This window comes from Actinorectispora metalli (assembly GCF_056323685.1).
In genome coordinates this window covers 3271487-3294181 of record NZ_JBREYE010000001.1, presented here as the reverse complement: position 1 = coordinate 3294181, position 22695 = coordinate 3271487, and the positions used below count along the sequence as shown (strand labels likewise).

22 protein-coding genes are annotated in these 22695 nt (G+C 70.2%); 9 read left to right on the top strand and 13 right to left on the bottom strand.

Annotated elements, in window-relative coordinates:
* Together asnB and ACU6XJ_RS15460 are read left to right on the top strand one after the other, a co-directional pair.
* Window positions 1-1842 carry an asparagine synthase (glutamine-hydrolyzing) gene (gene asnB / locus ACU6XJ_RS15465; RefSeq protein WP_476311531.1) on the top strand — a complete coding sequence of 614 codons (1842 nt, stop codon included), beginning with the start codon at window positions 1-3 and terminating at the stop codon, window positions 1840-1842.
* A 20-nt stretch (window positions 1843-1862) separates the two neighbouring features.
* Window positions 1863-2531, top strand: a complete 669-nt coding sequence (locus ACU6XJ_RS15460) for a TenA family protein (RefSeq protein ID WP_476311528.1) — start codon at window positions 1863-1865, stop codon at window positions 2529-2531.
* 165 nt (window positions 2532-2696) lie between these two features.
* Here the strand turns inward: ACU6XJ_RS15460 and ACU6XJ_RS15455 are convergent, their stop codons facing one another.
* The 9 genes from ACU6XJ_RS15455 to ACU6XJ_RS15415 all read right to left on the bottom strand — a co-directional run bounded on the left by ACU6XJ_RS15455 (window position 2697) and on the right by ACU6XJ_RS15415 (window position 9357).
* Window positions 2697-3461: a metallophosphoesterase family protein gene (locus ACU6XJ_RS15455; RefSeq protein ID WP_476311526.1), complete on the bottom strand. Its 765-nt coding sequence runs from the start codon at window positions 3459-3461 to the stop codon at window positions 2697-2699.
* Window positions 3458-3709, bottom strand: coding sequence for a BON domain-containing protein (locus ACU6XJ_RS15450; RefSeq protein ID WP_476311523.1), 252 nt, complete (start codon window positions 3707-3709; stop codon window positions 3458-3460). The genes ACU6XJ_RS15455 and ACU6XJ_RS15450 overlap by 4 nt, the downstream gene beginning before the upstream one ends.
* Before the next feature lies 1 nt (window position 3710).
* Window positions 3711-4295: a nucleotidyltransferase family protein gene (locus ACU6XJ_RS15445; RefSeq protein ID WP_476311521.1), complete on the bottom strand. Its 585-nt coding sequence runs from the start codon at window positions 4293-4295 to the stop codon at window positions 3711-3713.
* A 20-nt stretch (window positions 4296-4315) separates the two neighbouring features.
* On the bottom strand, window positions 4316-4726 hold the full coding sequence (locus ACU6XJ_RS15440; protein ID WP_476311518.1) for a hypothetical protein: 411 nt from the start codon (window positions 4724-4726) through the stop codon (window positions 4316-4318).
* A gap of 78 nt (window positions 4727-4804) precedes the next feature.
* Complete coding sequence (locus tag ACU6XJ_RS15435) at window positions 4805-5059, bottom strand: hypothetical protein (protein ID WP_476311516.1); 255 nt, start codon at window positions 5057-5059, stop codon at window positions 4805-4807.
* Between the two features lie 26 nt (window positions 5060-5085).
* On the bottom strand, window positions 5086-5865 hold the full coding sequence (locus ACU6XJ_RS15430) for a S1 family peptidase (RefSeq protein WP_476311513.1): 780 nt from the start codon (window positions 5863-5865) through the stop codon (window positions 5086-5088).
* 146 nt (window positions 5866-6011) lie between these two features.
* Window positions 6012-6737, bottom strand: a complete 726-nt coding sequence (locus tag ACU6XJ_RS15425; RefSeq protein WP_476311510.1) for a S1 family peptidase — start codon at window positions 6735-6737, stop codon at window positions 6012-6014.
* A 579-nt stretch (window positions 6738-7316) separates the two neighbouring features.
* A complete protein-coding gene (locus tag ACU6XJ_RS15420; protein ID WP_476311509.1) occupies window positions 7317-8060 on the bottom strand; it encodes a S1 family peptidase in 744 nt (247 codons plus the stop codon).
* A gap of 295 nt (window positions 8061-8355) precedes the next feature.
* On the bottom strand, window positions 8356-9357 hold the full coding sequence (locus ACU6XJ_RS15415) for a trypsin-like serine protease (protein ID WP_476311506.1): 1002 nt from the start codon (window positions 9355-9357) through the stop codon (window positions 8356-8358).
* A 422-nt stretch (window positions 9358-9779) separates the two neighbouring features.
* On the opposite strand from ACU6XJ_RS15415, the gene ACU6XJ_RS15410 reads away from it, so the two are divergent.
* Genes ACU6XJ_RS15410 through ACU6XJ_RS15380 form a run of 7 tightly spaced genes read left to right on the top strand, consistent with a single transcriptional unit; the run spans window position 9780 to window position 16292 of the window.
* Entirely contained in the window at window positions 9780-10604 is an 825-nt protein-coding gene (locus ACU6XJ_RS15410) for a cobalt-precorrin-4/precorrin-4 C(11)-methyltransferase (RefSeq protein ID WP_476311503.1), read from the top strand.
* Window positions 10601-11338, top strand: coding sequence for a precorrin-3B C(17)-methyltransferase (cobJ, locus tag ACU6XJ_RS15405; RefSeq protein WP_476311500.1), 738 nt, complete (start codon window positions 10601-10603; stop codon window positions 11336-11338). The genes ACU6XJ_RS15410 and cobJ overlap by 4 nt, the downstream gene beginning before the upstream one ends.
* The gene (gene cobA, locus ACU6XJ_RS15400; RefSeq protein WP_476311497.1) at window positions 11335-12069 is read left to right on the top strand and encodes a uroporphyrinogen-III C-methyltransferase; all 735 of its coding nucleotides are present in this window, start codon (window positions 11335-11337) and stop codon (window positions 12067-12069) included. The genes cobJ and cobA overlap by 4 nt, the downstream gene beginning before the upstream one ends.
* Entirely contained in the window at window positions 12056-12790 is a 735-nt protein-coding gene (locus tag ACU6XJ_RS15395) for an energy-coupling factor ABC transporter permease (protein WP_476311494.1), read from the top strand. Before cobA ends, ACU6XJ_RS15395 begins: the two co-directional genes overlap by 14 nt.
* Before the next feature lie 12 nt (window positions 12791-12802).
* The gene (gene cbiQ / locus ACU6XJ_RS15390) at window positions 12803-13570 is read left to right on the top strand and encodes a cobalt ECF transporter T component CbiQ (protein WP_476311492.1); all 768 of its coding nucleotides are present in this window, start codon (window positions 12803-12805) and stop codon (window positions 13568-13570) included.
* Window positions 13567-15282 (top strand): CbiX/SirB N-terminal domain-containing protein, encoded by a 1716-nt coding sequence (locus ACU6XJ_RS15385; RefSeq protein ID WP_476311490.1) that lies wholly within the window; start codon window positions 13567-13569, stop codon window positions 15280-15282. Before cbiQ ends, ACU6XJ_RS15385 begins: the two co-directional genes overlap by 4 nt.
* An 11-nt stretch (window positions 15283-15293) precedes the next feature.
* Window positions 15294-16292 (top strand): hypothetical protein, encoded by a 999-nt coding sequence (locus ACU6XJ_RS15380; RefSeq protein ID WP_476311487.1) that lies wholly within the window; start codon window positions 15294-15296, stop codon window positions 16290-16292.
* On the opposite strand, the gene ACU6XJ_RS15375 is transcribed toward ACU6XJ_RS15380, so the two are convergent.
* The 4 genes from ACU6XJ_RS15375 to ACU6XJ_RS15360 form a co-directional block, all read right to left on the bottom strand.
* Window positions 16293-17417 carry a cobalt-precorrin-5B (C(1))-methyltransferase gene (locus tag ACU6XJ_RS15375; RefSeq protein WP_476311485.1) on the bottom strand — a complete coding sequence of 375 codons (1125 nt, stop codon included), beginning with the start codon at window positions 17415-17417 and terminating at the stop codon, window positions 16293-16295.
* Window positions 17414-18601: a precorrin-6y C5,15-methyltransferase (decarboxylating) subunit CbiE gene (gene cbiE / locus ACU6XJ_RS15370; RefSeq protein ID WP_476311483.1), complete on the bottom strand. Its 1188-nt coding sequence runs from the start codon at window positions 18599-18601 to the stop codon at window positions 17414-17416. Before cbiE ends, ACU6XJ_RS15375 begins: the two co-directional genes overlap by 4 nt.
* Window positions 18598-19209, bottom strand: a complete 612-nt coding sequence (locus ACU6XJ_RS15365) for a precorrin-8X methylmutase (RefSeq protein ID WP_476311480.1) — start codon at window positions 19207-19209, stop codon at window positions 18598-18600. Before ACU6XJ_RS15365 ends, cbiE begins: the two co-directional genes overlap by 4 nt.
* 479 nt (window positions 19210-19688) lie before the next feature.
* The gene (locus ACU6XJ_RS15360; protein WP_476311478.1) at window positions 19689-22448 is read right to left on the bottom strand and encodes a helix-turn-helix transcriptional regulator; all 2760 of its coding nucleotides are present in this window, start codon (window positions 22446-22448) and stop codon (window positions 19689-19691) included.
* Window positions 22449-22695 lie beyond the last annotated feature (247 nt).

The following is a 22695-nucleotide window of genomic DNA, read 5'->3' as shown; positions in this document are numbered from 1 at the left end:
ATGTGTGGAATCGCGGGCTGGGTCGACTTCCGGCGTGATCTGAGCCATCAGCGGAGCGTGGTGCGCTCCATGATCAGCCGCATCGCCAACCGGGGCCCGGACGAGGAGACCGTGTGGGCATCCCCGCACGCGGTGCTGGGTCACCGCAGGCTGGCCGTCATCGATGTGGATGGCGGCACCCAGCCGATGATCGCCGAGGAGAACGGCCACGAGCTGGCCGTGCTGGTCTACAACGGCGAGATCTACAACTTCCGTCAGGTGCGCGAGCGGCTGGTGGCGCTCGGCCACCGGTTCCGCACCGCCAGCGACACCGAGGTGCTGCTGCGGTCCTATGTGGAGTGGGGCGAGCACTGCGTCGACCACCTGGAAGGCATGTTCGCCTTCGCGCTGTGGGACCCGCGCACCCAGGAGCTCCTGCTGGCCCGTGACCGCCTCGGCATCAAGCCACTGTTCTACATGGAGGTCGAGCATGGCCTGCTGTTCGCCTCGGAGCCCAAGGGAATCCTGGCGCATCCGCTGGCGGAGGCCGTGGTGGACGCGGAGGGCCTGGCCGAGCTGCTCGGCTACTGCGCCACGCCCGGTCACGCGGTGTACAAGGGCATGCGGGAGGTCCGGGCCGGTCATGTTCTGCGGTTTCGGGACGGTGTGGCCTCGCAGCGCTGCTACTGGCGGCTGACCGCACGGGAGCACACCGACGACCTGCCGACCACCATCGACACCGTCCGCGAGCTGCTGGAACAGTCGGTCCGCGAGCACCTGGTGTCCGATGTCCCGCTGTGCACGCTGCTCTCGGGCGGGGTGGACTCCAGCACGCTGGTGGCGATGGCGGCCCGGGATGTGCGGCCGAAGACGTTCGCGGTGGACTTCAAGGGGCACTCCGAGCGGTTCCAGGCCGATGAGTGGCACAAGGCCGCGGACGCGCCGTTCGCCGCCGAGGTCGCCGCGCATGTCGGCGCCGACCATGAGGCCGTGGTGCTGGACACCGCCGACCTGATGGACCCGGTGGTGCGGGCGACCGCGCTGCGCTGCCAGGACCTGCCCCGACCGCTTGGGGAGATGGACCGGTCGCTGTACCTGCTGCTGCGGGCGGTGCGGGAGCGCTCGACGGTGGCGCTGTGCGGGGAGGTCGCCGACGAGGTGTTCGGCGGCTACAACTGGATCCACGACCCCAGCCTGATCAACGCGGGCACCTTCCCGTGGGTGGCGGTGGCGCAACGCTATGCCGCCCCGAACGGGCTCGGCACGGGCCTGCTGGACGGCGTGCTGCTCAAGCAGTTGGACGTGCCCGGCTATGTGGCGGCTCGCTATCGGGAGGCTGCGGCGGCGGTGCCGACGCTGGACGGCGAGTCCGAGAAGGACGCCACCATGCGGGCCGTCTCCCACATGCACCTGACCCGCTGGATGCAGCTGCTGCTGTCCCGCGACGACCGGCTGAGCATGGCGGTCGGCCTCGAGCTGCGGGTGCCGTACTGCGACTCGCGGCTGGTGGAGTACGTGTTCAACGCGCCGTGGGACTTCAAGGTGCACGACGGGCGGGAGAAGAGCCTGCTCCGCCAGGCCGCGGGCGACCTGCTGCCGGAGTCGGTGCTCGAGCGCAAGAAGAGCCCGTTCCCGACCACCCAGGACCCGACCTACGGGGCCTCGCTGCGCGACCAGCTGGTCGAGGTGATGTCCGACCGGCAGTCGCCCGTGCGCGAACTCGTGAACCGCTCCGCCACGGACGAGCTGTTGGGCACCGGGAAGCCGATCTCGATGGACGGCTGGGGTGTGCGCAACGACGTCGACCTGCTGCTGCAACTCAATGACTGGCTCCGGGACTACCGGGTTCGCCTGGAACTCTGAATCGTAGAGAGGGATTTCTGATGCTGCGTGACGAACTCGCCGAGATCGCGGAGCCTTGGCTCAAGAAGATCAAGGACCACCCGTACTGGTCGGGTCTGCGGGATGGGTCGCTCGACCCGGAGAAGCTGGGCTACTTCGTCCAGCAGGACGGCGGTCACCTGCTGCCCGCCTACGGCCGGGCTTCGGCTCGGTGTGCGGCGGTCGCCTACCGCGAGCCGCATGCGTTGGTGCTCTCCAAGTTCGCGGCGGGCACCTTCGAGGCCTGTGCCGGGATGATGATGGGCTTCAACGCTATGGGCGGGATGCTTGGGCTCAAGCTCGACGCCGACGGTGCCGTTCCGCCTGCTTCGCCGACCAGCCAGCTGTACGCCGACTTCTTCAAGGCCTCGGCTGCTCAGTCTCTTGCGGCGGGCCTTGGGTCGCTGACGCCGTGCGCGTGGTTCCACATCCAGATCGCGGATCACACCTTCGAGAACCATGATCCGTCTACTCGGTATGGGTCGTGGATCAAGGCTTACCACCCTGGGGATGACTTTCGGGACATCCTCGATAGCTATCTCAACGTTGTCGACGAGGTGGGTGAGGAGGCTTCCGCTGTGGAGCGGGAGCACCTCGTGTCTGCCTTCCGTTTGGGTTGCCAGTACGAGTTGGCTTTCGCTGAGGCGGCTTGGGGTCGTCAGACGTTTTGATTGTTTTTTGGGGAACCGGCGCGGCTTTTTGTCGCGCCGGTTTTTTTGGTTTGTGGCGGGTGTTTTGGCGGGATTTGTCAATCCCGCCAAACCGCCGCGCACAAACCCAACCACCCCAACCCCTTAACCCCAAAACCCAAAACCAATCACCCACCAAGATTACTCTCAAGAAGCAGAAACCCGCTCCCCCAACCGCTCCCGCCCCTCCCCAACAGGCGAAGGCAATGCATAAACAGCATAAGCCGCCCGAATAACAGGCTGCGCGACGTTGCGAACCCGCACACCACCCGGGGTCATGCCCTGCTCCCGCCCGTAATGCGCATGCCCATGCACAGCCAAGTGCACATCAGCAGCGTCGATGACCTCCGCCAACAGATAAGACCCGAGAAACGGAAAGATCTCCGGCGGCTCCCCGCGCAAGGTGTCGGTCACCGGCGAGTAATGCGTCAAAGCGATGCGCATGTCCGCCTCGGCGATCTCGTCCAAAGCAGACCGCAGCGTGGACGCGATATGCATGGTGTGCCCGATGAAATCCTTCATCTCCCGCTCACCAAAAGCAGTGGCGCACTTACCCGCAAAGCCCCCGCCAAACCCTTTGACCCCCGCGATGCCAACCCGGCAACCATCAACAGCCAACACCGTAGAGGCACCTTCGAGAACACGAATCCCGTTGTCCTCCAACAGCGCCGCGAACTCGGAAGGTACCTCGCCGTGGTGGTCGTGGTTGCCCAGCACCGCCACCACCGGAACGCCAAGGTCGCGGAACTCGTCCGCGACAACCTTCGCCTCCTCCAACGTGCCGTGCTTGGTCAGATCCCCAGCCAACAGCAGCAGATCGGCGTGTGCGTGCAAGTTCTCCAACGCGGGACGCAGGTGGCCGCGGGCGTCGAGTCCGAGGTGGACGTCGCCGACGGCTGCGACTCGGATCACCGGAGCTCCTCCTCGCCTTCGGGTTCGCGGCAGCCCACTACGTGTACCTCGTTGTGGACGGTGAGTTCGGGAGCCAGTTCGGCTACGACCTGAGAGAGCAGATCGCGGCGCTGCTGGCTGGGGACGTCGCCGGTCAGGTAGACGTGGTCGCCGCGCACCATGACGCGCACGCCCTGTTCGGCGGTGCGTTCGTCTTGAGCCAGGGCCTCGCTCAGCCTGGCTGCCTGGTATTGGGGGGCGTGGGACATCTCATCCTCCTTGGGCCAGGGCGGGCCTGCCGACGGATCGGGGCGTGATGACGTCCAGGCGTTCGGCCAGCAGTAGGAATGCCTCGGCGTATGGGGAGTCGGCGGTGGCGGCGCGGACCGCCGCCCAGTCGACCTGCTCGCGGAGCAGCCGGGCGATGGGCAGGATCTCCGCCAAGTCGCAGCGGTGCGCGTCGAGGACCCGGAGTTTGTCGGTCATCACGTAGGTCGCGGACATCACGGGGGCGGTCACCGACGCGACCCGCATGACCTCGGCGTCGGCCAGCAGTTCGTGGGTCACCGCGCGGCTGGTGGGGTGGTGGATCAGGTCCACCAGGCAGTCACCGTCGTAGGCCTTGGCCAGCCACTCCTCGGGGGGCTGGACGGCGCTCATGCCGACCTTCACCAACGCGGCCAAGGCTCGGGCGACGTCGGACTCCTGGACGAGGACGTCAACGTCGTGGGTGGAGGCGGGGCCACCGCGTGCGTAGACGGCGGAGCCACCGGTGAGGGCGAACGGGATGTCCTCGGCCTGTAGCGCCGAGACCACCCGGACCAGGGTGCGGACCAAGGCGTCCGGATCCGACATCGAGCGGGCTCCTTCGCTGGTCAGTGGGGGCGGTGGCGCAGGTATTCGCGGTCGTCCTCCTGACCGGGGATCTCCTGCCAGCCCTGTGTTTCGTCGTCGGCGGCGGGTTGGCGGTCGATGCTGCCGTCCAGCTCGTCGTCGGGGGTGTCGGCCAGCGGCCTGCCCGGGGCGCTCTGGGCGACGTCGGGGCGTTCCTCGGCCAGACGGGCCGCCATCGGTTCGCCTTCGTGGGATTCGAAGGGGGTTGTTCCGTACTGGTCGGCGGCGGTCCAGCGCTCCGGCGGGTCGACCCCGTCCTCCATGGGGTCGACCCCGAGGCGGTCCTCGTCCAGGTCCTCGGCGCTTTGCAGGTTGGCCGGGTCCTCGGTCTCTCCCGGCGGGGGCGGCGCTTCGTCGGCCGATGGTGTGCTCGGCTCCCAGCGCTCGGTCATGGTGCACCTCCTGCCCTCGTCTGGGGTCACTGCGAAGGTGGTACCCGGGCCTGGAGCAGGCCAAACCGCAGTTTGATCTCAGGCCTCGACCAACGCGTCCACTTCGCGGCAAAGCTCGTGGTAGCGGGATTCGCTGATCTCCACGAGCTTGGAGACCTCGTGTGCGGAGCGGTTGGCGAGCGCGCGCTGGCCCATGCCGTACCAGTGCACGGTGATCTGTGGCGAGGAGGAGTCCCACACGATGCCCGGGTAGCCGGGGGTCAGCCCGAGGTTCGGGCGGTCCTCCCCGGACCAGGCGACGTGCCGCCCGATGCGCGGCGATGTGGCGTCCATTTCGCAACCCCCATCAGGACGACGTTTCAACCGTTAGACCTTACTGTCCGCTCGAATCGGGCCAGTGATCCACCGGTCACCTGGTTGATCCACTGGCGGTGGGCGGGGACGCTGGTGTAGATCGCGGGTGCGGTGCCGCAGGTGGCGGATCCGCCCGCCCGGCTGGTGGCGCCGGTGAGCTTGCCGTTGACGATGGACGGTCCGCCGGAGTCGCCGAAGCAGGCGCCGCGGTTGCGGCCCGCGTCGAGGCAGATCTCGGTGCGGGCGTCGAAGCCGTTGGCGCAGCCGCCTGCGGCGACGCGGGTTTGGATCTGGTTCAGCGTGGGCGAGGCACCGGCGCAGCTGCGCGTCGGGCAGGTCTGGCCGTGGCCGATGATCAGGGTCTGGGTGCCGGGGGTGCCTGCGGTGTCCGCGATCAGGATGGGCGTGGCCTTGACGGCCTGCGCGAGGCGGACCACGGCGATGTCGCCGTTGCCGGTGCGGTGGCCGCGGGTGCCGACGAGTTCTCCGCCGGAGGTGGTGCGGGTGGAGCCGACGCGGACGGAGAAACCGCCCTGCGGGGCGCCTTCGACGCAGTGTGCCGCGGTGACCACCAGGTCGGGGGCGATCAGCGAGCCGCCGCAGAAGTGCCTGCCACCGCTCTGTTGGAGCGAGGCGAAGAACGGGAACGCCTGGGACGACGGCTGGCCGCCGACGATGAACGGGGTGAAGTCCGGCTTGTCGGCGGCGACGGCGGTGCCGCCGAACAGGAGTCCGCCGAGGGTGGCGGTGGCGAGCACCGCGGTGCCGAATCTGCGAAGCCGCACGGGCTTCTCCTCTCTGGAGCACACAGGGATTTCCCCTGTCTACGCACTGGACGTGAGAGGTGTTCAGCATTGCGGCACAAAGAGAATCGGCCGCCGGGGCAGGGATTCCCGGCGGCCGATTGGTAGCGACGTGGCTTGCTAGCAGGTCAGCCCTGCTGGTCGATCCACGCCTTGAAGGCGGGCACCTTCTCGTAGATGGACGGTGCCGTGGCGCAGGTCGGCTGGCCACGGCCCGCGCGGCTGGTGGCGCCGCCGAGTTCCCAAACGCCGTTGACCTTGACCACGAGCGGGCCACCGGAGTCGCCGTAGCAGGCGCCGCGGCCGCTCGGGTCGCCGACGCACAGTTCGCGCTGGGCGTCGAACTGGGCGGTGCAGCCGCTGACCAGGGTGGTGTCCAGTTCCTGCAGCGTCTGCGGCGCGGAGCCACAACCACGGGTCGGGCAGGTCTGGCCGTGGCCGATGATGCGGACCGCGGTGCCCTGGGCGAGCGGGTCGCTGGTGATGGCGATCGGCGTGGACGTCGAGTTGCTCGCCAGCTTCAGGATGGCGAAGTCGGGCCGGGTGGTCGCCGAGCTGGAGACCTGGATGGACTCACCGCTGTTCAGGGTGCGGCCGCCGACGCGGACCGAGGTCACGCCGCTCACGCAGTGCTGCGCGGTCACGACGCGGTTGGCCTTGTACAGCGAGCCGCCGCAGACGAAGCGGCCGTTGGAGAGCAGTTTGACGTAGAACGGGTAGTCCTCGGTGGCGTCGCGGCCACCGACGATGTAGGGGTTGTACTCAGGGGTGTCATCGGCAACAGCGGACGGAGCGACGAACAGCGCCCCGGCGAACACGGCCGCCGCGAGCATCCCGACTTTACGAAGCCACATCGGGCCTCTCCTCTCTACAGACGCAAGGGCACCGGGGCGGGCAGGAATTCGCTCCGGCGTTCTGTAGCCGCGGATCACATCTCGATAAATGTGTGGTCCGCTTGAGGTCGAACCGTAGAGCCGGCAAGTCCGATTTGGCCATACCAGCTGGCCATAGCCGTGCCTGGCGTATGCCGCGGAATCACCCCAAAAAGGGCACTTCACCAGGAAGAACCGGTCCAAAGCGTCGCAAACGGCGCATGCGTGGGCTCACAGAAATAAAGAATCACGCCGTGGACGGAGGACGCTCGGCGTGATCAACCGCAGATCACGAAGCGCTCAGCACGCGCCGCCGGGAACCGCCCGGCCGGTGCCATGAGCGAGCTGCTGACATTAACCACCTGGAAGCAAATGGCAGTCGCGGCCGACACCGCGATTCCGCATCACATGCCAACGCGGGGCGACGTGCCGTGGTCGCGAGGATCAATCGTTCCGCGCACCAACAGGGAAAGCACCGAGCCACGAATGTTGAAATCGCCCGGCGAAAGCAGAAAAGGGCTGCCCGCAGGTGGGCAGCCCTTTTCCTTAGCGCTGATCCGTTCAGCCGCCGATGTTCTGCTGAATCCAGGACTTGAAGGCGGGAACCTTCATGTAAATGGACGGAGCCTCGGCACAGGTCGGCTGGTTGCGGCCCGCGCGGCTGGTGGCGCCACCAAGCTCCCAGCGGCCGTTGACCTTGACCACCAGCGGACCGCCGGAGTCGCCGTAGCAGGCACCCTTGCCCCTCGGGTCGCCGACGCACAGCTCCTTGGCCGCGTCGAAGCCCGCGGTGCAGCCGGTGACCAGGGTGGTGTCCAGCTCCTGAAGCTGCTGCGGAGCCGAACCGCAACCGCGGGTCGGGCAGGTCTGGCCGTGACCCATGATCCGCACGGCCTGACCGCGGCCGAGCGCGTTGGAGGTGATCGCGATGGGCGCGCCCTTGGCGGGCTTGGCCAGCTTGATCAGGGCGAAGTCCTTGCCGTCCGGCGAGCCGATCTGCTTCTCGACCTGGATGGTCTCACCGCTGTTCAGCGTGGTGCCGCCGACCCGGACGCTGGTGATGCTGCCGATGCAGTGATCCGCGGTGGCCAGCCACTGCGGGGCGATCAGCGAGGCACCGCACATGAAGCGGCCGTTGGCGAGCAGCTTGGTGTAGAAGGAGTAGTTCTCCGAAGCCGGCTTGCCACCGATGATGTAGGGCTCGGCATCGGGCTGCGCAGGGGCGGCAGCCGCGGTCGTCGCCATCGAGGTCGCCAGAGCAGCGGCAACCGCCAACACACCCACCGCGAGCTTACGCAGACGCATGGGATCTCCTTTCAATGCAGGGATTTCCCCGAAACGTCCGGTTCGTGACTCCCGGACCCTCGTGTTTCGGGTTGCAGAGAATATGACTCAGCAGCCCTTCGCCGCGCAATATCTATCGTTGAAAAGGCCTACCTAATCAATATCAACGCAGGTGAGACCGCTACAAACACTGCATTCGCACCTATAACGGCGAGGTATCACATACACCATCGCCCGGCGGCTTTCGGACATGCGCAGGAGGCCGTCGAGAAACCCGACAGCCTCCTGCGTATTCGGTTTTTTCGGGTGCTACCCCTCAGCAGGCCCCGGCGTCACGCCATGCGGGCCACCAGGACGAGGCGCCCGGCTCGTCGCCGTAGCTGCCGCGCACGGCCTGCCACAGCCTGCCCTTGTGCGCGACCTTGACACCGGACCAGTACCACTGCTGCGCGCTCCAGGCCGCGACGCCTGCGCAGCCGGTCGGCGGCGGGGTCGTGGTGGTCGGGGCGGGCGTGGTGGTGCCGGGACTGGTGGTGCTGGTCGGCGGCGTCGTGGTCGGGCCGGGGCCCAGCGGACCGGTGTTCTGCTCGATCCAGGCCTTGAACGCGGGCACCTTCATGTAGATCGACGGCGCCTCGGCACAGGTCGGCTGGCCCTGGCCCGCCCGGCTGGTCGCGCCGCCAAGCTCCCAGCGGCCGTTGACCTTGAGCACCAGCGGACCACCGGAGTCGCCATAGCAGGCACCTGCGCCCTTGGCATCGCCGACGCACAGTTCCTTCCGCGCGTCGAACTGGTTGGTGCAGCCGCTGCTCAGCAGCGTGGTGTCCAGTTCCTGAAGCTGCTCGGGTGCGCTGCCGCAGCCGCGGGTCGGACAGGTCTGGCCGTGGCCGATGATCCGCACCGCGGTACCCGCCGCCAGCGCGTTCCCGGTGATCGGGAGCGGTGCCGACTTCGACGCCGTCGCCAGCTTGATCAGGGCGAAATCCTTGCCGTCGGGCGAGCCGATCTGCTTCTCGACCTTGATCGTTTCGCCGCTGTTCAGGGTGGTGCCGCCGACGCGGACCTCGGTGATGCTGCCGATGCAGTGGTCGGCGGTGGCCAGCCACTGCGGGGCGATCAGCGAGGCGCCGCACATGAAGCGGCCGTTGGCGAAGAGCTTGGTGTAGAAGGAGTAGTTCTCCGAGGCGGGCTTGCCGCCGATGATGTAGGGGGTCACCGCGTCCGGCTTGGGCGCCGCGAACGCGGCCGTGGCCACCGCCGAGGCTCCGACCAGGGTCGCGAGCGCCAGCGCACCCACTGCGAGCTTGCGCAGCCGCATGGGGTTTCTCCTCTCATACAGGGTAGGAAGCCCGATCCCCGCAGGTCGAGGTGATCGCGCCGCCCGGTCCGATAGCGACCGGCTCAGCCGGACCCTCCCGCTTCGGACACCGAGAAATATATGGACACCGACATCACAATTGGGCTATCTCTTTCGGCCATAACAGCCCATCGGAAAAGCAAATGACCTGGTCAGAGCCCCGTCGAGGGGTCCAGTCGCAGCGCGGGCGGGCGTGCGCGTTGTGATTTCCACACGCGTTTCCACAGTCTTGACCGTAGAGAAATGCGCATTCGCGCTGCTGTGGCGCAGATCCCGGCTCTATGACGGAGGCCGCTTGCGGCTGCGACCGGCTCCGACGCTCGGTTAGGGTCAGATCCGGTCAGGCCGCCGCCTGGCACGACGGCGAGCCGGGAGTGATGGGTGTGATCTCGTTCGTGGGGGCGGGACCGGGCGCCGCCGACCTGTTGACGCTGCGCGGCGCGGAACGCTTGGCGCGCGCCGACATCCTCATCTGGGCGTCCTCGCTCATCCCCGCCGACCTGCTGAGCCACGCGAACCCTTCGGCGCGGCGCTTCGACTCCGCGGGCATGACGCTGGAGGACGTGCTCGCCGTGTACGCGGCGCATCCCGACGCCCGCATCGTGCGGCTGCACTCCGGTGACCCCTCGGTCTACAGCGCGATCGGCGAGCAGATCGCCTGGTGCCGGGCCAACGGCCGCGAGTTCGAGATCGTGCCCGGCGTCGGGTCGCTGTCGGCGGCAGCGGCGCTGGTCGGCCGCGAGTTGACCGCACCCGGGGTCGCGCAGAGCATCGTGCAGACCAGGCTCGGCGGCGGGCGGGCAGGCACGTCGATGCCCGAGGGCGAGACCGTGGCAGCCTTCGCCGCGCACGGCGCGACGATGGCGGTGTACCTGTCGGCCGCGCGGCCGGAGCAGTTGCGGGCCGAACTGCTCGACGAGGGCCGCGGCTATCCGCCGGAGACCCCCGCGATCGTGGTGGCCAGGGCGACCTGGGCGGACGAGCAGGTCATCAGCACCACCGTGGACAGGCTGGCGGAGGACCTGGCGGCGTCGGGCATCCGCACCGCGGCGCTGGTGCTGGTCGGGCCGGCGCTGGCGGAGGACCCGCGGGCGGCGCGGAGCAGGCTGTACGACCCGGCCTACTCGCACGGCTGTCGCCGCAGATCGCTGCCCGGAAGCACCGAGGGAAGGCCGATTCCGGTGGAGAAAAGGCGGCTGGTGCCGTGAAGCTGACGGTGGTGAGCCTCGGGCCGGGTGATGCGCGGCACCGCACGCCCGCGGCGACCGATGCGGTGCGCGATGCCGATGTTGTGATCGGCTACCAGTCCTATCTGGACCAGTGCGCCGACCTGCTGCGTCAGGAGCAGACCGTCATCGTCGGCCGGATGGGCGGCGAGGCCGAGCGCGCGGCGCAGGCCGTCGAGGCGGCCTGCGCGGGCCATCGGGTGGCGCTGGTGTCCTCCGGTGACGCAGGCGTGTTCGGCATGGCGGGACTCGCGGTGCGCGCGGTGGCGGAACTGCCCGCCGAGCAGCGACCCGAGTTGGAGGTGCTGCCCGGGGTCACCGCGGCATTGGCCGCGGGCGCGCTGGTGGGGGCGCCGTTCGCGCGGGACTTCGCGTGTCTGACGCTGTCGGACCTGCTGGTGCCGTGGGAGACCGTGCTGCGCAGGCTGACCGCGCTCGCGGTGTCGGATGTGGCGCTGGCGCTGTACAACCCGCGGTCATCCAAGCGGACCTGGCAGTTCGAGCACGCGTTGCAGGTGTTGATCGAGTACCGCGGCGGCGACACCCCGGTCGCGGTGGTCACCGACGCCGCCAGGGACGGCCAGCGCGTCGAACTCGTCACGCTGTCCACTGTGGAGCCCGAAAAGGTCGGCATGCGGACGGTGGTGATCGTGGCGTCCTCGCTGAGCGAGCAGCTGGACGACTGGCTCGTGACGCCCCGCGAGGGACGGCGATGACGGTGCATCTGGTCGGCGCCGGGCCGGGTGACCCGGAGTTGCTGACCCGGCGCGGCGGGGACCTGCTGGCCCGCGCCGATGTCGTGGTCTACGACCGCCCGTCGATGCGCGACATCGTGGCGCTGACGCCGCCGACCGCCGAGCGGCACTGCGTCGGCAGGCAGGGCTCCCGACCCGCGCTGCCCCAGGACGAGGTGAACGACCTGCTGATCCGGTTGGGTCGCGGCGGGCGGACCGTGGTGCGGCTCAAGGCGGGCGATCCGTTCGTGGTGTCCCGCGGCGGCGAGGAGGCGCTCGCGCTGGCGGCGGCCGGGGTGGACTTCGAGGTGGTGCCGGGGGTGTCCGCGGCGGTGGCCGCACCCGCGTACGCGGGTATCCCGGCGATGGTGCGGCAGCACAACACCACGCTGCTGGTGGTGGCGGGCAACGACGACCCGGAGTACCGCCAGCGGGTGGACTGGTCGGCCGCGGCACGGTTGGGCGGGACCATCGTGGTGCTCACCGGCCGGTCGGCGCTGCGGCGCATCGCGGGCGAGCTGATCTCCGGCGGCCTCGCGGCGGACACGCCGGTCACCGCGGTGAGCGCGGCGAGCCGGGAGGGGCAGCGGGTGGAACGCGGCACGCTCGGCGAACTGCCCGATCCGCGGCTGCGGCCGCCGGTCACGTTCATCATCGGCGCCACGGCGGGTCTGGATTTCCGAGCGGGAGGAGACGATCATGCACATCCCTGACGGATTCGTATCCGCTCCGGTGATAGCGGGCGGCGCGGTGGTCGCCGCGGCAGGCCTGGCGGTGTGCGTCCGGCAGGCCCGCGGCACGCTGCGCGACCGCGATATCCCGCTGGCGGGCCTGGCCGCGGCGTTCTTCCTGGTGCTGGAGGCCCCGATCTTCCCGGTGGCGGTGGGCACCAGCGGCCACCTGCTCGGCGGGACACTCGCGGTGGCGCTGCTCGGGCCGTGGTTGGGCGCCATCGTGATCACGGTGGTCACGGTCGTGCAGACGCTGTTCGCGGGTGACGGCGGGATCAGCGCGCTGGGCGTGAACGTGGTGAACCTGGCGCTGGTGCCCGCGATGCTGGGCTATCCGCTGCTCGCCGCGTGCCGCCGCTGGCTGCCCCGCAACCGCACGGTGCTGGCGGCGGCGACCGGCGTGGTGGCGTTCGTGTCGGTGGTGATCGCCGCGGTGTTCTTCTCCGCCGAGTACGCCTTGGGCGGCGCGGCCGGGGTCGCGCCGGAACTGGTGGCCAAGACGACCATCGGCACCTACCTGCTGGTCGGTCTGTTCGAGGGCGTCGTCACGGCGTTGATCGTGCGCGGCCTGCTCGGTCTGCGCCCCGACCTGGTGTTCGTCGCCGACCTGCTGCCCGCGCCGGTGGTGCCGCGGCCGCGCGCCAAGGGCGAGGCCACCGCGGGTGAGCCCGCTTCGGAGCGGGCGGGCGATGGCGCGGGCTGACGGGGAGGCGGTATGAGTGGCGCCGCCCACGGCACCGAGCTTGTCGTCGAGGTCGACACCGTCGTGCACCGGCTGCCCCCGCAGTGCAAGGTCGCGGCGACCGGTCTGTTCGTGCTGGCGGTGGCGCTGACCCCGCGCCCGCTGCTGTGGCCGTACCTGGTGCACGCGGCGACGCTCGGCGTGGTGGCCGTCCTCGCGCAGGTGCCGGTGTTGACGCTGCTGCGGCGCCTGGTGGTCGAGGTGCCGTTCCTGCTGTTCGTGCTGCTGCTGCCGTTCATCGGCGAGCCGCCCACGGTGGAGTTCGCCGGGATCGCGTTGTCCCGCGCCGGGATCGACGCGGCGGTGGCGATCACCTGCAAGGCGAGCATCGGGCTGCTCGCGGCGGGCCTGCTGGCCGCGACCACGCCGCTGCCGGAGGTGATCACCGGCCTGGAGCGGCTGCGGGTGCCGCGGCTGTTCACGGCGGTGGCCTCGTTCATGGTGCGCTACATCGAGGTGCTGGTCGCCGAGTTGGGCCGGATGCGGGTGGCGCGGGCCTGCCGCGCGGGCGATCCCGGCCGGTTCGCGCAGCTTCGCGATGTCGCGTCCTGCGTGGGCGCGTTGTTCGTGCGGACCTTCGAACGCGGCGAACGCGTGTACCTGGCGATGACCTCTCGCGGCTACTCGGGTTCGCTGCCCGCCGGTGTCGACGGCGCCCCCGCGGGTCGCGGCGCGTGGCTGGGCGCGCTCACCGTGCCGGTGATCGCGGGCGTCACCACGGCTGCGGGGTTCGCGCTGTGAGCAGGCCCGCGTTGTTGCTGCTGGGACACGGCAGCCGAGACGCCGACGGGGTGGAGGAGTTCTGGGAGCTGGGCGCCACGCTCCGCGACGCCGCCCGCGAGATCCAGGTCGGCTTCGGTTTCGTCGAGCTGGCCGAACCGCCGGTCGACCTGGCGATCGACAAGCTGGTGGCGGACGGTGCGACCGATATCGTGGTGGTGCCGCTGGTGCTGCTGGGCGCGGGCCACCTGAAGAACGACGGCCCCGCGACCATGGCGCGGGCCAGGGTCCGGCATCCCGGGGTCCGGTTCCGGCTGGCCCGCGACCTCGGCATCGAGCCGTCGGTGCTGGAGATCGCGCAGGACCGCATCCGCGCTGCGGCGGGCGAGGCGGACGAGTCGTCGGTTGGGGTGGCGTTGATCGGCCGCGGCTCCTCCGACCCGGACGCCTGCGCCGACCTGTGGAAGGTCGGCAGGCTGCTGGCCGACCGACGCGGGCTTGGCCTGATCGAGCCGGGCTTCGTGTCGGTGGCCAAACCCAGCGTCCCGGAGGCGCTGGAGCGATTACGGCGCTTGGGTGCCTCGACGCTGGTGGTGAGCCCGTTCTTCCTGTTCAGCGGGGTGCTGGTGGATCGCATCCAGCAGCAGGCCGCCGAGTGGGCGGCCGATCACCCCGAGCTGTCGGTGCGGGCGGGCCCGCATCTTGGGCCTGATCCGCGGCTGCTGCGGGTGGTGTTGCAGCGCTACCGGGAGGCCATCGAGGGCGAGGCGCGGATGAACTGCGACCTGTGCTGCTACCGGGTGCAGCTGCCGGGGTATGAGGACAAGGTTGGGCTGCCGATCTCGCTGACCCCGCACGGTGCGGAGCCCGCCGCAGGCGGGCGCCGCGCACGGCGCGCGATCCGCCTGCCGCGCAAGGCACCCGCCATCGAGGTCGTTCCGGTGGAGCCGCCGGTGCGGCGCGGCAAGTTCTTGGGTTCGGCGCCGGTGGACGGCGCGGTGCCCGCGGTGTCGGTGCGCGGCGTGAGCTTCGCCTATCCCGATGGCCGGGAGGCACTGTCCGGTGTGGACTTGGAGGTGCGCCGCGGTGAGCGGGTGGCGCTGCTCGGCCCCAACGGCGCGGGTAAAACCAGTTTGATCCTCCAGCTCAACGGCGTGCTGCGGCCCTCGGCAGGCGAGGTGGTGATCGGCGGCACGCGGGTCGAGCCAAGCACCCTCGCGGAGGTGCGCCGCAAGGTCGGCGTGGTGTTCCAGGACCCCGACGACCAGCTGTTCATGCCCACCGTCGGCCGGGATGTCGCCTTCGGCCCGGCCAACCTGGGCCTGACCGGGCAGGACCTCGCCGACCGCGTGGCCGAGGCACTGTCCTATGTGGAGTTGGGCGATGCGGTGGACCGCCCGCCGCACCACCTGTCCGGCGGCGAGCGCAGGCGGGCGGCGCTGGCCACCGTGTTGGCGATGCACCCGGAGATCCTGGTGCTGGACGAGCCGTCGTCCAACCTGGACCCCGCGGCTCGGCGGCAGTTCGCGGACCTGGTCAAGCGGCTGGGCATGACGACGCTGCTGGTCACCCACGACCTGCCGTACGCGCTGGAGCTGTGCCCGCGCTGTGTGGTGATCGACAACGGACAGATCGTGGCGGACGGGGCGACGCGCGAGATCCTCGCCGACACCGGCTTTATGAGCGCGCACCGACTGGAACTGCCTGCCGGGTTCAACCCGCTTGTGGGATGAGGGGATTCACTGTGCTTCGCGTTGTGCTGCTTGTCTTCGGCCTGCTTCTCGGTTTGGCCGGGAACGCGGTCGCCCATGAGGGCAGGCACGCCCCGCCGGACCGGATCTCCAACCTGCGCAGCACCATCACCGACGCCCGGCTGCCTGCGGGCGTCGAGGGCGGAATTCTGGAGAACGGCAAGACCGTGTGGTTGCGCTCCACCGGCCCCGACGTGGTGGTGCTGGACCACGACGGCAACACCCGCTACCGGGTCTCCCCCGAGGGCGGTTTCCGCAACACGGCGCTGCCGGAAATGTCCACACCGGACGGTGACGTGTCCGCGCACGCCGGGCACACGGTCCTGACCACCAAGGCGGCCCCGGTGTGGGAGCGGACCGGTGATGAGCTGCGCTTCCACGACCACTTCGCGCACTGGGGCGACACCGCGCCACCCGCTCAGGCGGTCGCCGCACCCGACGCGGAGCACCTGATCCGCTCCTGGCAGGTGGACCTGCTCGCCGGGCAGGAGCGTCATCACCTGCGCGGCGAGGTGCGGTGGGTGCCTGGTCCGTCGCCGTGGCCGTGGGTGCTCGCGTTGTTGGTGCTCGCCATCGGGGTGGCGGTGGCACCCCGATGGGTTTCGCTTGCCGCGTTGGGGGTCGCCGGTGTGGCCCACGCGGTGCACACGGTGGCGGGCGCGATGGCGCGACCGGACTGGCTGTCGGTGCTGCGGGAGGAGCAGTTGCCCGCCGTGGTCTGCTGGCTGGTGGTGTTCGGCGCGGTCGGGTTGGGGCTCGCCGGACGGCGGGACGGCCTGTGGCTCGGCGTGTTGGGCGCGTGCGGGCTGCTGGTGTTGACGGTGCCGGTGGAGTCGGCGGTGCTGTGGTCGTCCACTGTGGTCAGCGTGCTGCCCGCATTCTGGGAACGGGTGCTGGTCGGTTCCGCCGCGGCGCTGGCCGCCGGGGCGGGAGTCGGACTGCTGATCGCAGTCCGGCGTGGAGCCCATTCCGCACTGCCTGCGCGGAACTGATCAGTCGGAATCGCCGACGACGTCCGTGCCGGCGAAGTCGACCATGAGCACCCTGGCGCGCAATTCCTTGCCGCACTCGATGCTGAACCGGCGCAAGACCGAAGCCGCGCGGTGGCAGACCTCGGAGGCGCATTCGGTGAGTACCCCGCACTCCTGCCAGATCTCGTATGCCCGCCGGGCCGGTGCCGAGCGGATCTCATCCAGTCGGGCGCCGTCGATGCCGTGGGCGGCGGAGATCTCGGCGAGCATCGCGGTGTCCACCTGGGACCGGGTGTGGTGGACCATCAGCACGCCGGCGGCGAGCTTGCTGAGCTTGCCGATCATGCCGACGAAGACCACCTCCGCCAAGCCGTGCTCGACGGCGCGGCGGATCGCGGCGCTGATGAAGTCGCCGACCTCGACGAACGCGACGTCCGGCAGGTCGGGGAACAGGGCGCTCGCGCCGCGGACGGTCCGGCCGCCGGTGCACAACACGACCGTCCGCACACCCTGAGCCGCCATCACCGACACCGCCTGTTCCACCGAGGCCCGCCAGGAGGCGGTGGAGAACGGCCGCACGATGCCGGTGGTGCCGAGGATGGAGATGCCGCCCATGATGCCCAGCCTGCGGTTGGTCGTCTTGTACGCCATCTTCTCCCCGCCCGGCACCCGGATCGTGGCGTCCACGCCGCGGTGCGGCTCCGCCTCCCGGATCGCCGCGGTGATCATCTGCCGGGGCACCGGGTTGATCGCGGGGGCACCCACCTCCAAGCCGAGGCCCGGTTTGGTCACGGTGCCGACGCCTTCCCCGCCGTGCAGGACGACCTCGGTGTCCTGCCGCCAGGAGACCGTGACGGTCAGGTGGGCTCCGTGGGTCACGTCGGGGTCGTCCCCCGCGTCCTTCACCACCACCGCGGTCGCCTCGCCCGCGCCGACCTCGCAGTGCTCCACGGCGAACGAGTGCCGCGCCTCGCCGGGGAATGGGATGTCCACAGTGGACACCGGAGTCGCGGTGCGCAAGGCCAGGGTCGCCGCTTTCGCCGCCGCAGCCGAGCAGGCGCCGGTGGTGAAGCCGGTCCGCAGCGCCTTGGTCCTGACCTTGGCCGTCCTGGGGAGGTCGGGGTCGGACAGCGGCGGCTCGGTCATGGGTTCGCGGCGGAGAGCACCGTGATGGGGTTGGTGCCGGTGAAGCCGCCCTCCGGGGTCAGCCGGGCCGCGATGAGCTGGGTCGCCTCCACCGTGTAACCCGCCGCCCGCAACACGTCCCTTGCCGCGGGGAGCCGGTCCAGCGCCGCGATGGCCACCACCACGCGCTTGGCGCGGATCTCCGCGCAGGCCTTGATGACCTCGGTGCCGCCGCCTCCTACGAAGATCGCGTCCGGCTCCGGAAGACCCTGTAGGGCGACCGGGGCCCGGTCTTCCACGAGCCGCACATCCACATGGTGACGCAGGGCGTTGCCGACGATCCGCGTGCACTGCGCGGGGTCCGACTCCACCGCGAGAGCCGCCGCGCCCAGCCGCGCGCATTCCACCGCCACCGAGCCGGAACCCGCGCCGACGTCCCAGATCAAGGTGCCGGGGCGCGGCGCCAGTTTGGCCAGGATGTGGGCTCGCACCTCGAACTTGGTGATCATGCCGTCACGGTGGTCGAAGCTGCTTTCCGGCAGCGCCCAGCCACCCTCGGCGGGCTGCCCGCCCAGCAGCCACGGGGCGGGGCGGTCGGTGTCGGGCTCACGCAGCGACAACACCAGGTTGGGCTCGCGCCACGTCCGGCCCGCCACATCCGTCAAACCCAGCGTGGTGAGCTGCTCGCCGGGACCGTCGAGGTCCTCGGCGACCACCAGGTACCGCGGCCAGCCCTGTAGGCCCACCGCGAGCTCCGACGGTCCCGCGCCAGGTGCGGTCAGCACGGCCACCGCGGGGTGGGCGCGGCAGACGTTGAGTGCGTTGCGCAAGGTCCGGCCGTGGGCGGTGACCACCTGCACGTCGTCCCAGGGGCGGCCGATCCTGGCGAACGCGCGCTGCACACAGGACAGGCCGGGCAGCACAGTCGGTTCCACGCCCTGTTCGCGCAGGGCCCGCACCACGCCGAAGAAACCGGGGTCGCCGCTGGCCAGCAGGGCCACCGGCCCGTCGTGGCCGTTGAGCTCGGGGACCAGGTTCCCGACCGCGCCCATCTGCCGGGTCGGGGCGCCGTCGGGCAGCGACAGCTGTGCCAGCAGCCGGTCGGCGCCGAGGATGAGCGTGGCCTCGGCCAGCAGTTCCTGGGCGGCCGGGGGCAGGGCGCGGGGGTTGTCCACGCCGATGACGGCGATCGGCGGCACGCTCATCCGGCGCCCCCGGCGTAGAGCAGGGCGTTGACGGCGGCGGCGGTGATCGAGCTTCCGCCGCGTTCGGTGCGGTTGGTCAGGGACGGCGCACCGGTTCGCCTGATGGCCTGCTTCGACTCGACGGAGCCGACGAAACCCACCGGCAGGCCCACGATCAGCGCCGGGCGCAGTTCGCCCGCCGCGCACAGCCGAGCCAGTTCGGCCAAGGCGGTCGGGGCGTTGCCGACCGCGAACACCGCGCCGTCGGGGTGGGCCGCGGCGCGCAGCCGAATACCCGCTGCGGATCGGGTCAGGCCCTCCGCGGCGGCAAGCTCGGCGACGCCCTCGGCGTCCAGGGCGGGCAGGGCCTTGCGGGAGGTGACGCCCGCGGCGAGCATCCGGACGTCGGTGATCAGCGGGGCGCCCGCCAGCATCGCGGCCCGGCCCACCATCAGCGACTCCTCGTCGGCGACGATCTCGCCTGCCCAACTGGTGTCCGCCGTGGTGTGCACGACCCGCTCGACCACCGCCCTGGTCAGCGGTGGGAGGTCGGAGGTGTCCACCCTGGACCGCAGAATGCGGTAGGACTCCTGCTCGATGGCGTGCACTTTCCGCTGGGCGGGCGTCAAACGACTGCTCCTCGGGCTCGGCTGGGCGCTGCTCAGCGAGCCTAACGGTGCGGCCGGGGGTGAGGTGAGGATCGTTTAGTGGGAGATCGCCTCGGCTTGCAGGGGGAGCCGAGGCGATCTCCGTTCGAGCTCCCCAGGCGCAGAGGAGCTCTTCGAGTCAGCAGCAGGCCGGATGCCTCCGGGATCACATGCCCAAGGGGCGGATCCGGGACCGGACAGAGGGGAGCCCGACCAGCTGCTGAGAGGAATGTGGGGGAAATGCCGGGACTGCGTCGACCGCGTCGGGTGCGCCGTAGCACCTGGTCCTCACAGCATCCCCCTTCCAGTGACTCCGTGTGATCGACTTGGGGGTGGCATCCCCGTCGCATCACTCGTTCGAGTTACAACGCCTATGAAGTTACGTCGGTGTCGGTGACCGCGAAACGGGGAAATCCCTTGCATCGTCTTGGTCACAAGCTCGCAACAAACGACAACTTCCGTCATCCGAACGCAACACTCAGCCGCAGCTTCGACGCCAACTCGGTTCGCGAACGGACGCCGAACTTCCGATAAATCCGCGTCAGCGCCCCTTCAATGGTCTTCACGCTAACGTTGAGCTTCCCGGACACTTCCCTGTTCGTGGCTCCGGTGCTAACCAGTTGACATATTCGCAGCTCCAGGGCAGTGAGGTCGGGAAGATCACCATCGGCGGCGGTGACCTGATCGCCGCCTCTGTCCAGTTCGGTCTGCACCCGCGCCGCCCACGGCTGGGCGCCGTGCTCGGTGAATATCCGGTGCGCATGTGCCAGCGCCTCGCGGGCCGCGCTGCGTCGCCGGGACCGCCGTTCCGCAATGCCCAAAGCGAATATCCCTCGCGCTTGTTGGAGCGGCTGTCCCAATTTCCCGAGTTCGTCCACGGAATCACGCAGAGCGACCAATGCTTCGCTGGTATCCCCCAGAGCGAGGTAGAGCAGACCCTGGGCACGGGCTACGGTGCCGACCACGCTCCGGCGGCCGAGCGCGGTGGCCGCCTCCCGCGCCTGGCAGATCACCGTCTGCGCGCGATCCAAGTCGCCGATGGCCAGCAGCGCCTCGGCGAGGTCGGCGTGGTAGCGGATCAGGGTGGGGTCCACCATGCCCATCTGGTGCTCCAACTCACGCACGCCGAGCAGCGGCCGCACCGCCTCCTCCGGGTTGCCGGTGGCCAGGTGCGCGAGCCCACTCACCCACAGATGACGGGCCACGAAGGGCAGATTCCCCTCCTCCCGCCCGACCCGCAGGCCCCGCGCCGCATGGTGCAGCGCCTGCTCCACACTGCCGCCGGTCACCTCCGCGAGCCCCGCCGCGTAGAGCGCGGGCGAGAGGTTGTCGTCGGTGTCCTGCGCCATCAGCAGCCCGTGGTTGGCGCGCTCCAGCGCGAACCGGCAGCGCCCCGCGTAGACGAGCGGTTCCACCAGGCCCCACCCGAGGTAACCGATGCCGCCGATCTCGCCGCGCTGCTCGGCAAGGTCGATCAGGCGCATCACCTCGTCGACGGCGAGGTCCAGGTTGTCCTCGAAGAACGCGAACCGGCTGACGGCCCAGGCGGGCGAGACCTCGATGGGCAGTTCCCGACCCACCTCCATGGCCAGGGCCTGGTCCAGGGTGCGCCGGGCGTCCAGATCACCGATGCCCACCTGGTACAGCGCCTTTGCCAGCAACGCGTAGCACTGAGTCCGGTCGTCGCCCGCCTGCTCGGCCAGCGACGCGGCCTGGCTGAGCTCGGACACGGCCTGGGAGAAGCGGCCGCGGAAGGAGGCGTGGATCGCCAGCCGCAGCCGCACCGGCGCCTCCAGGGCGGGCACGCCCTTGGCCTCCACCAACGCGGTGCGGCCGATGTCCCGCGCGGAGGGCAGCGAGTGGCCGCCCGCGTCGATCAGGAGGCTGTACGCCTGAATACGCCGCTGCCGGTTCGCCGCCGGATCGGCGAGCACCGCCTCGGCGAGGCTGTGCACCAACTCGCTGCGGCCCGCGAGCAACGCGTACTCGGCCGCGCGCAGCCTGCGGTTGACGATCGCGGCAGGCGAGTCCACCGGGGTCCGCTGCACGGCCAGCAGCGTCAACTCGGCCGACTCGCCCGGCGCCCCGCGTTGCGCGGCGGTGGCGGCCGCCTTGAGCAGGGTTTTGGCCAGCGACTCGTCCTCGCCGGGGTTGGCGCACGCCTGCTGGCGGGCCCGCTCCACCGGGTCGGTGAGCAGTTCGGCCCACCGGGCGTGCACCGCGAAGCGCTGCTCGGGATCGGCGTCGGCGTACAGCGTCGCGGGCAGAATGGGATGGGTGAAGTGCAGCCTGCCGTCGTGCAGCAACCGCACGAAACCCAGCCAGGAGGCCTCGGCGAGGTCGGCGTCCACCTTCTCCCGGCCCGCCTTGTGCAACAGCGTGGTGGTCGGCCGCGCAGCGGCGGCGGCGTAGAGCAGCGTCTCCCGCGCCCGCTCCGACAGGGCCGCCAGCCGGGCGTTGACCATGGCGCGCAGTTTCTTCGGGACGGGCAGCAGGCTGCCGGGCACCGGCTGGCAGTCGCGGGCCAGCGCCTGCGCGATCTCCATGGCGAACAGCGGGTTCCCGGCGGAAAGCTCGTAGATGCTGGTGGCGGTCTGCCGGGAGACCACGTCGTAGCCCACCAGTTCCCGCAGCAGGTCGGTGAGCTCGGCGGTGGGCATCGGCGGCACCTTGACCAACTCGGTGTCCGGTCCGCACAGCCCTCCCGCCCGAACCGGCTGGGCCTCCTCGACGCGTTCGGCGGCCAGCACCCGCAGCCTGCGCTCGGTTCCGCTGCGGCGCATGACGAACGCCAACACGTCGTGGCTGGCGCGGTCCACCCACTGCGCATCGTCGAGCACGATCAGCACCGGCCCCTGTTCGGCCAGCAGCCGCAGCAGGCTGAGCAGTCCGAGGCGGACGGCCAGCGGGTCCGGCGCGGCGTCGGCGGTCCTGGCGACCGCCCGCTCCAGTGCCTCCCGCTGCGGGGCGGGCAGCACCTCCAGAGCCGCTCGGTCGAGGTCGGCGAGCAGGTCGGCCAGCGTCAGGTACGGCACGGCGGCGTCGGCCTCGGCGGGTGCGGAGGACAAGACGCGGGGCTCGTCGAGGCCGTGCACCACGGCCTTGAGGAGGGTGGTGCGGCCGATTCCCGCCGGGCCGTGCAGCAGGACGCTGCCCGCTTCCAGCGCGGTGCGCACCTGGGAGACGAGTTCGGGGCGGCCGATCGGGCGGGGAGCGCCCATGTCGAACACCTCCCCCGTGCCAAAGACCGCCGTTGATCTTTTCGCGCTGATCGCGGAGCGAAGCTAATTACCGTGGCGACAAGCCGTCAAGCGCGCCGGTGCTTGTTATATGCATCGCGATACAAATGAGCACTAGGCCAATAGCCCATCACCCGGTCCGTCGTATGGGCACTCTGCACGGCGACAAGGCACGCAAACCAGCGCAATTAGGCCGAAAGCCGATAAGTCATCCCACTGAATGGGCCGA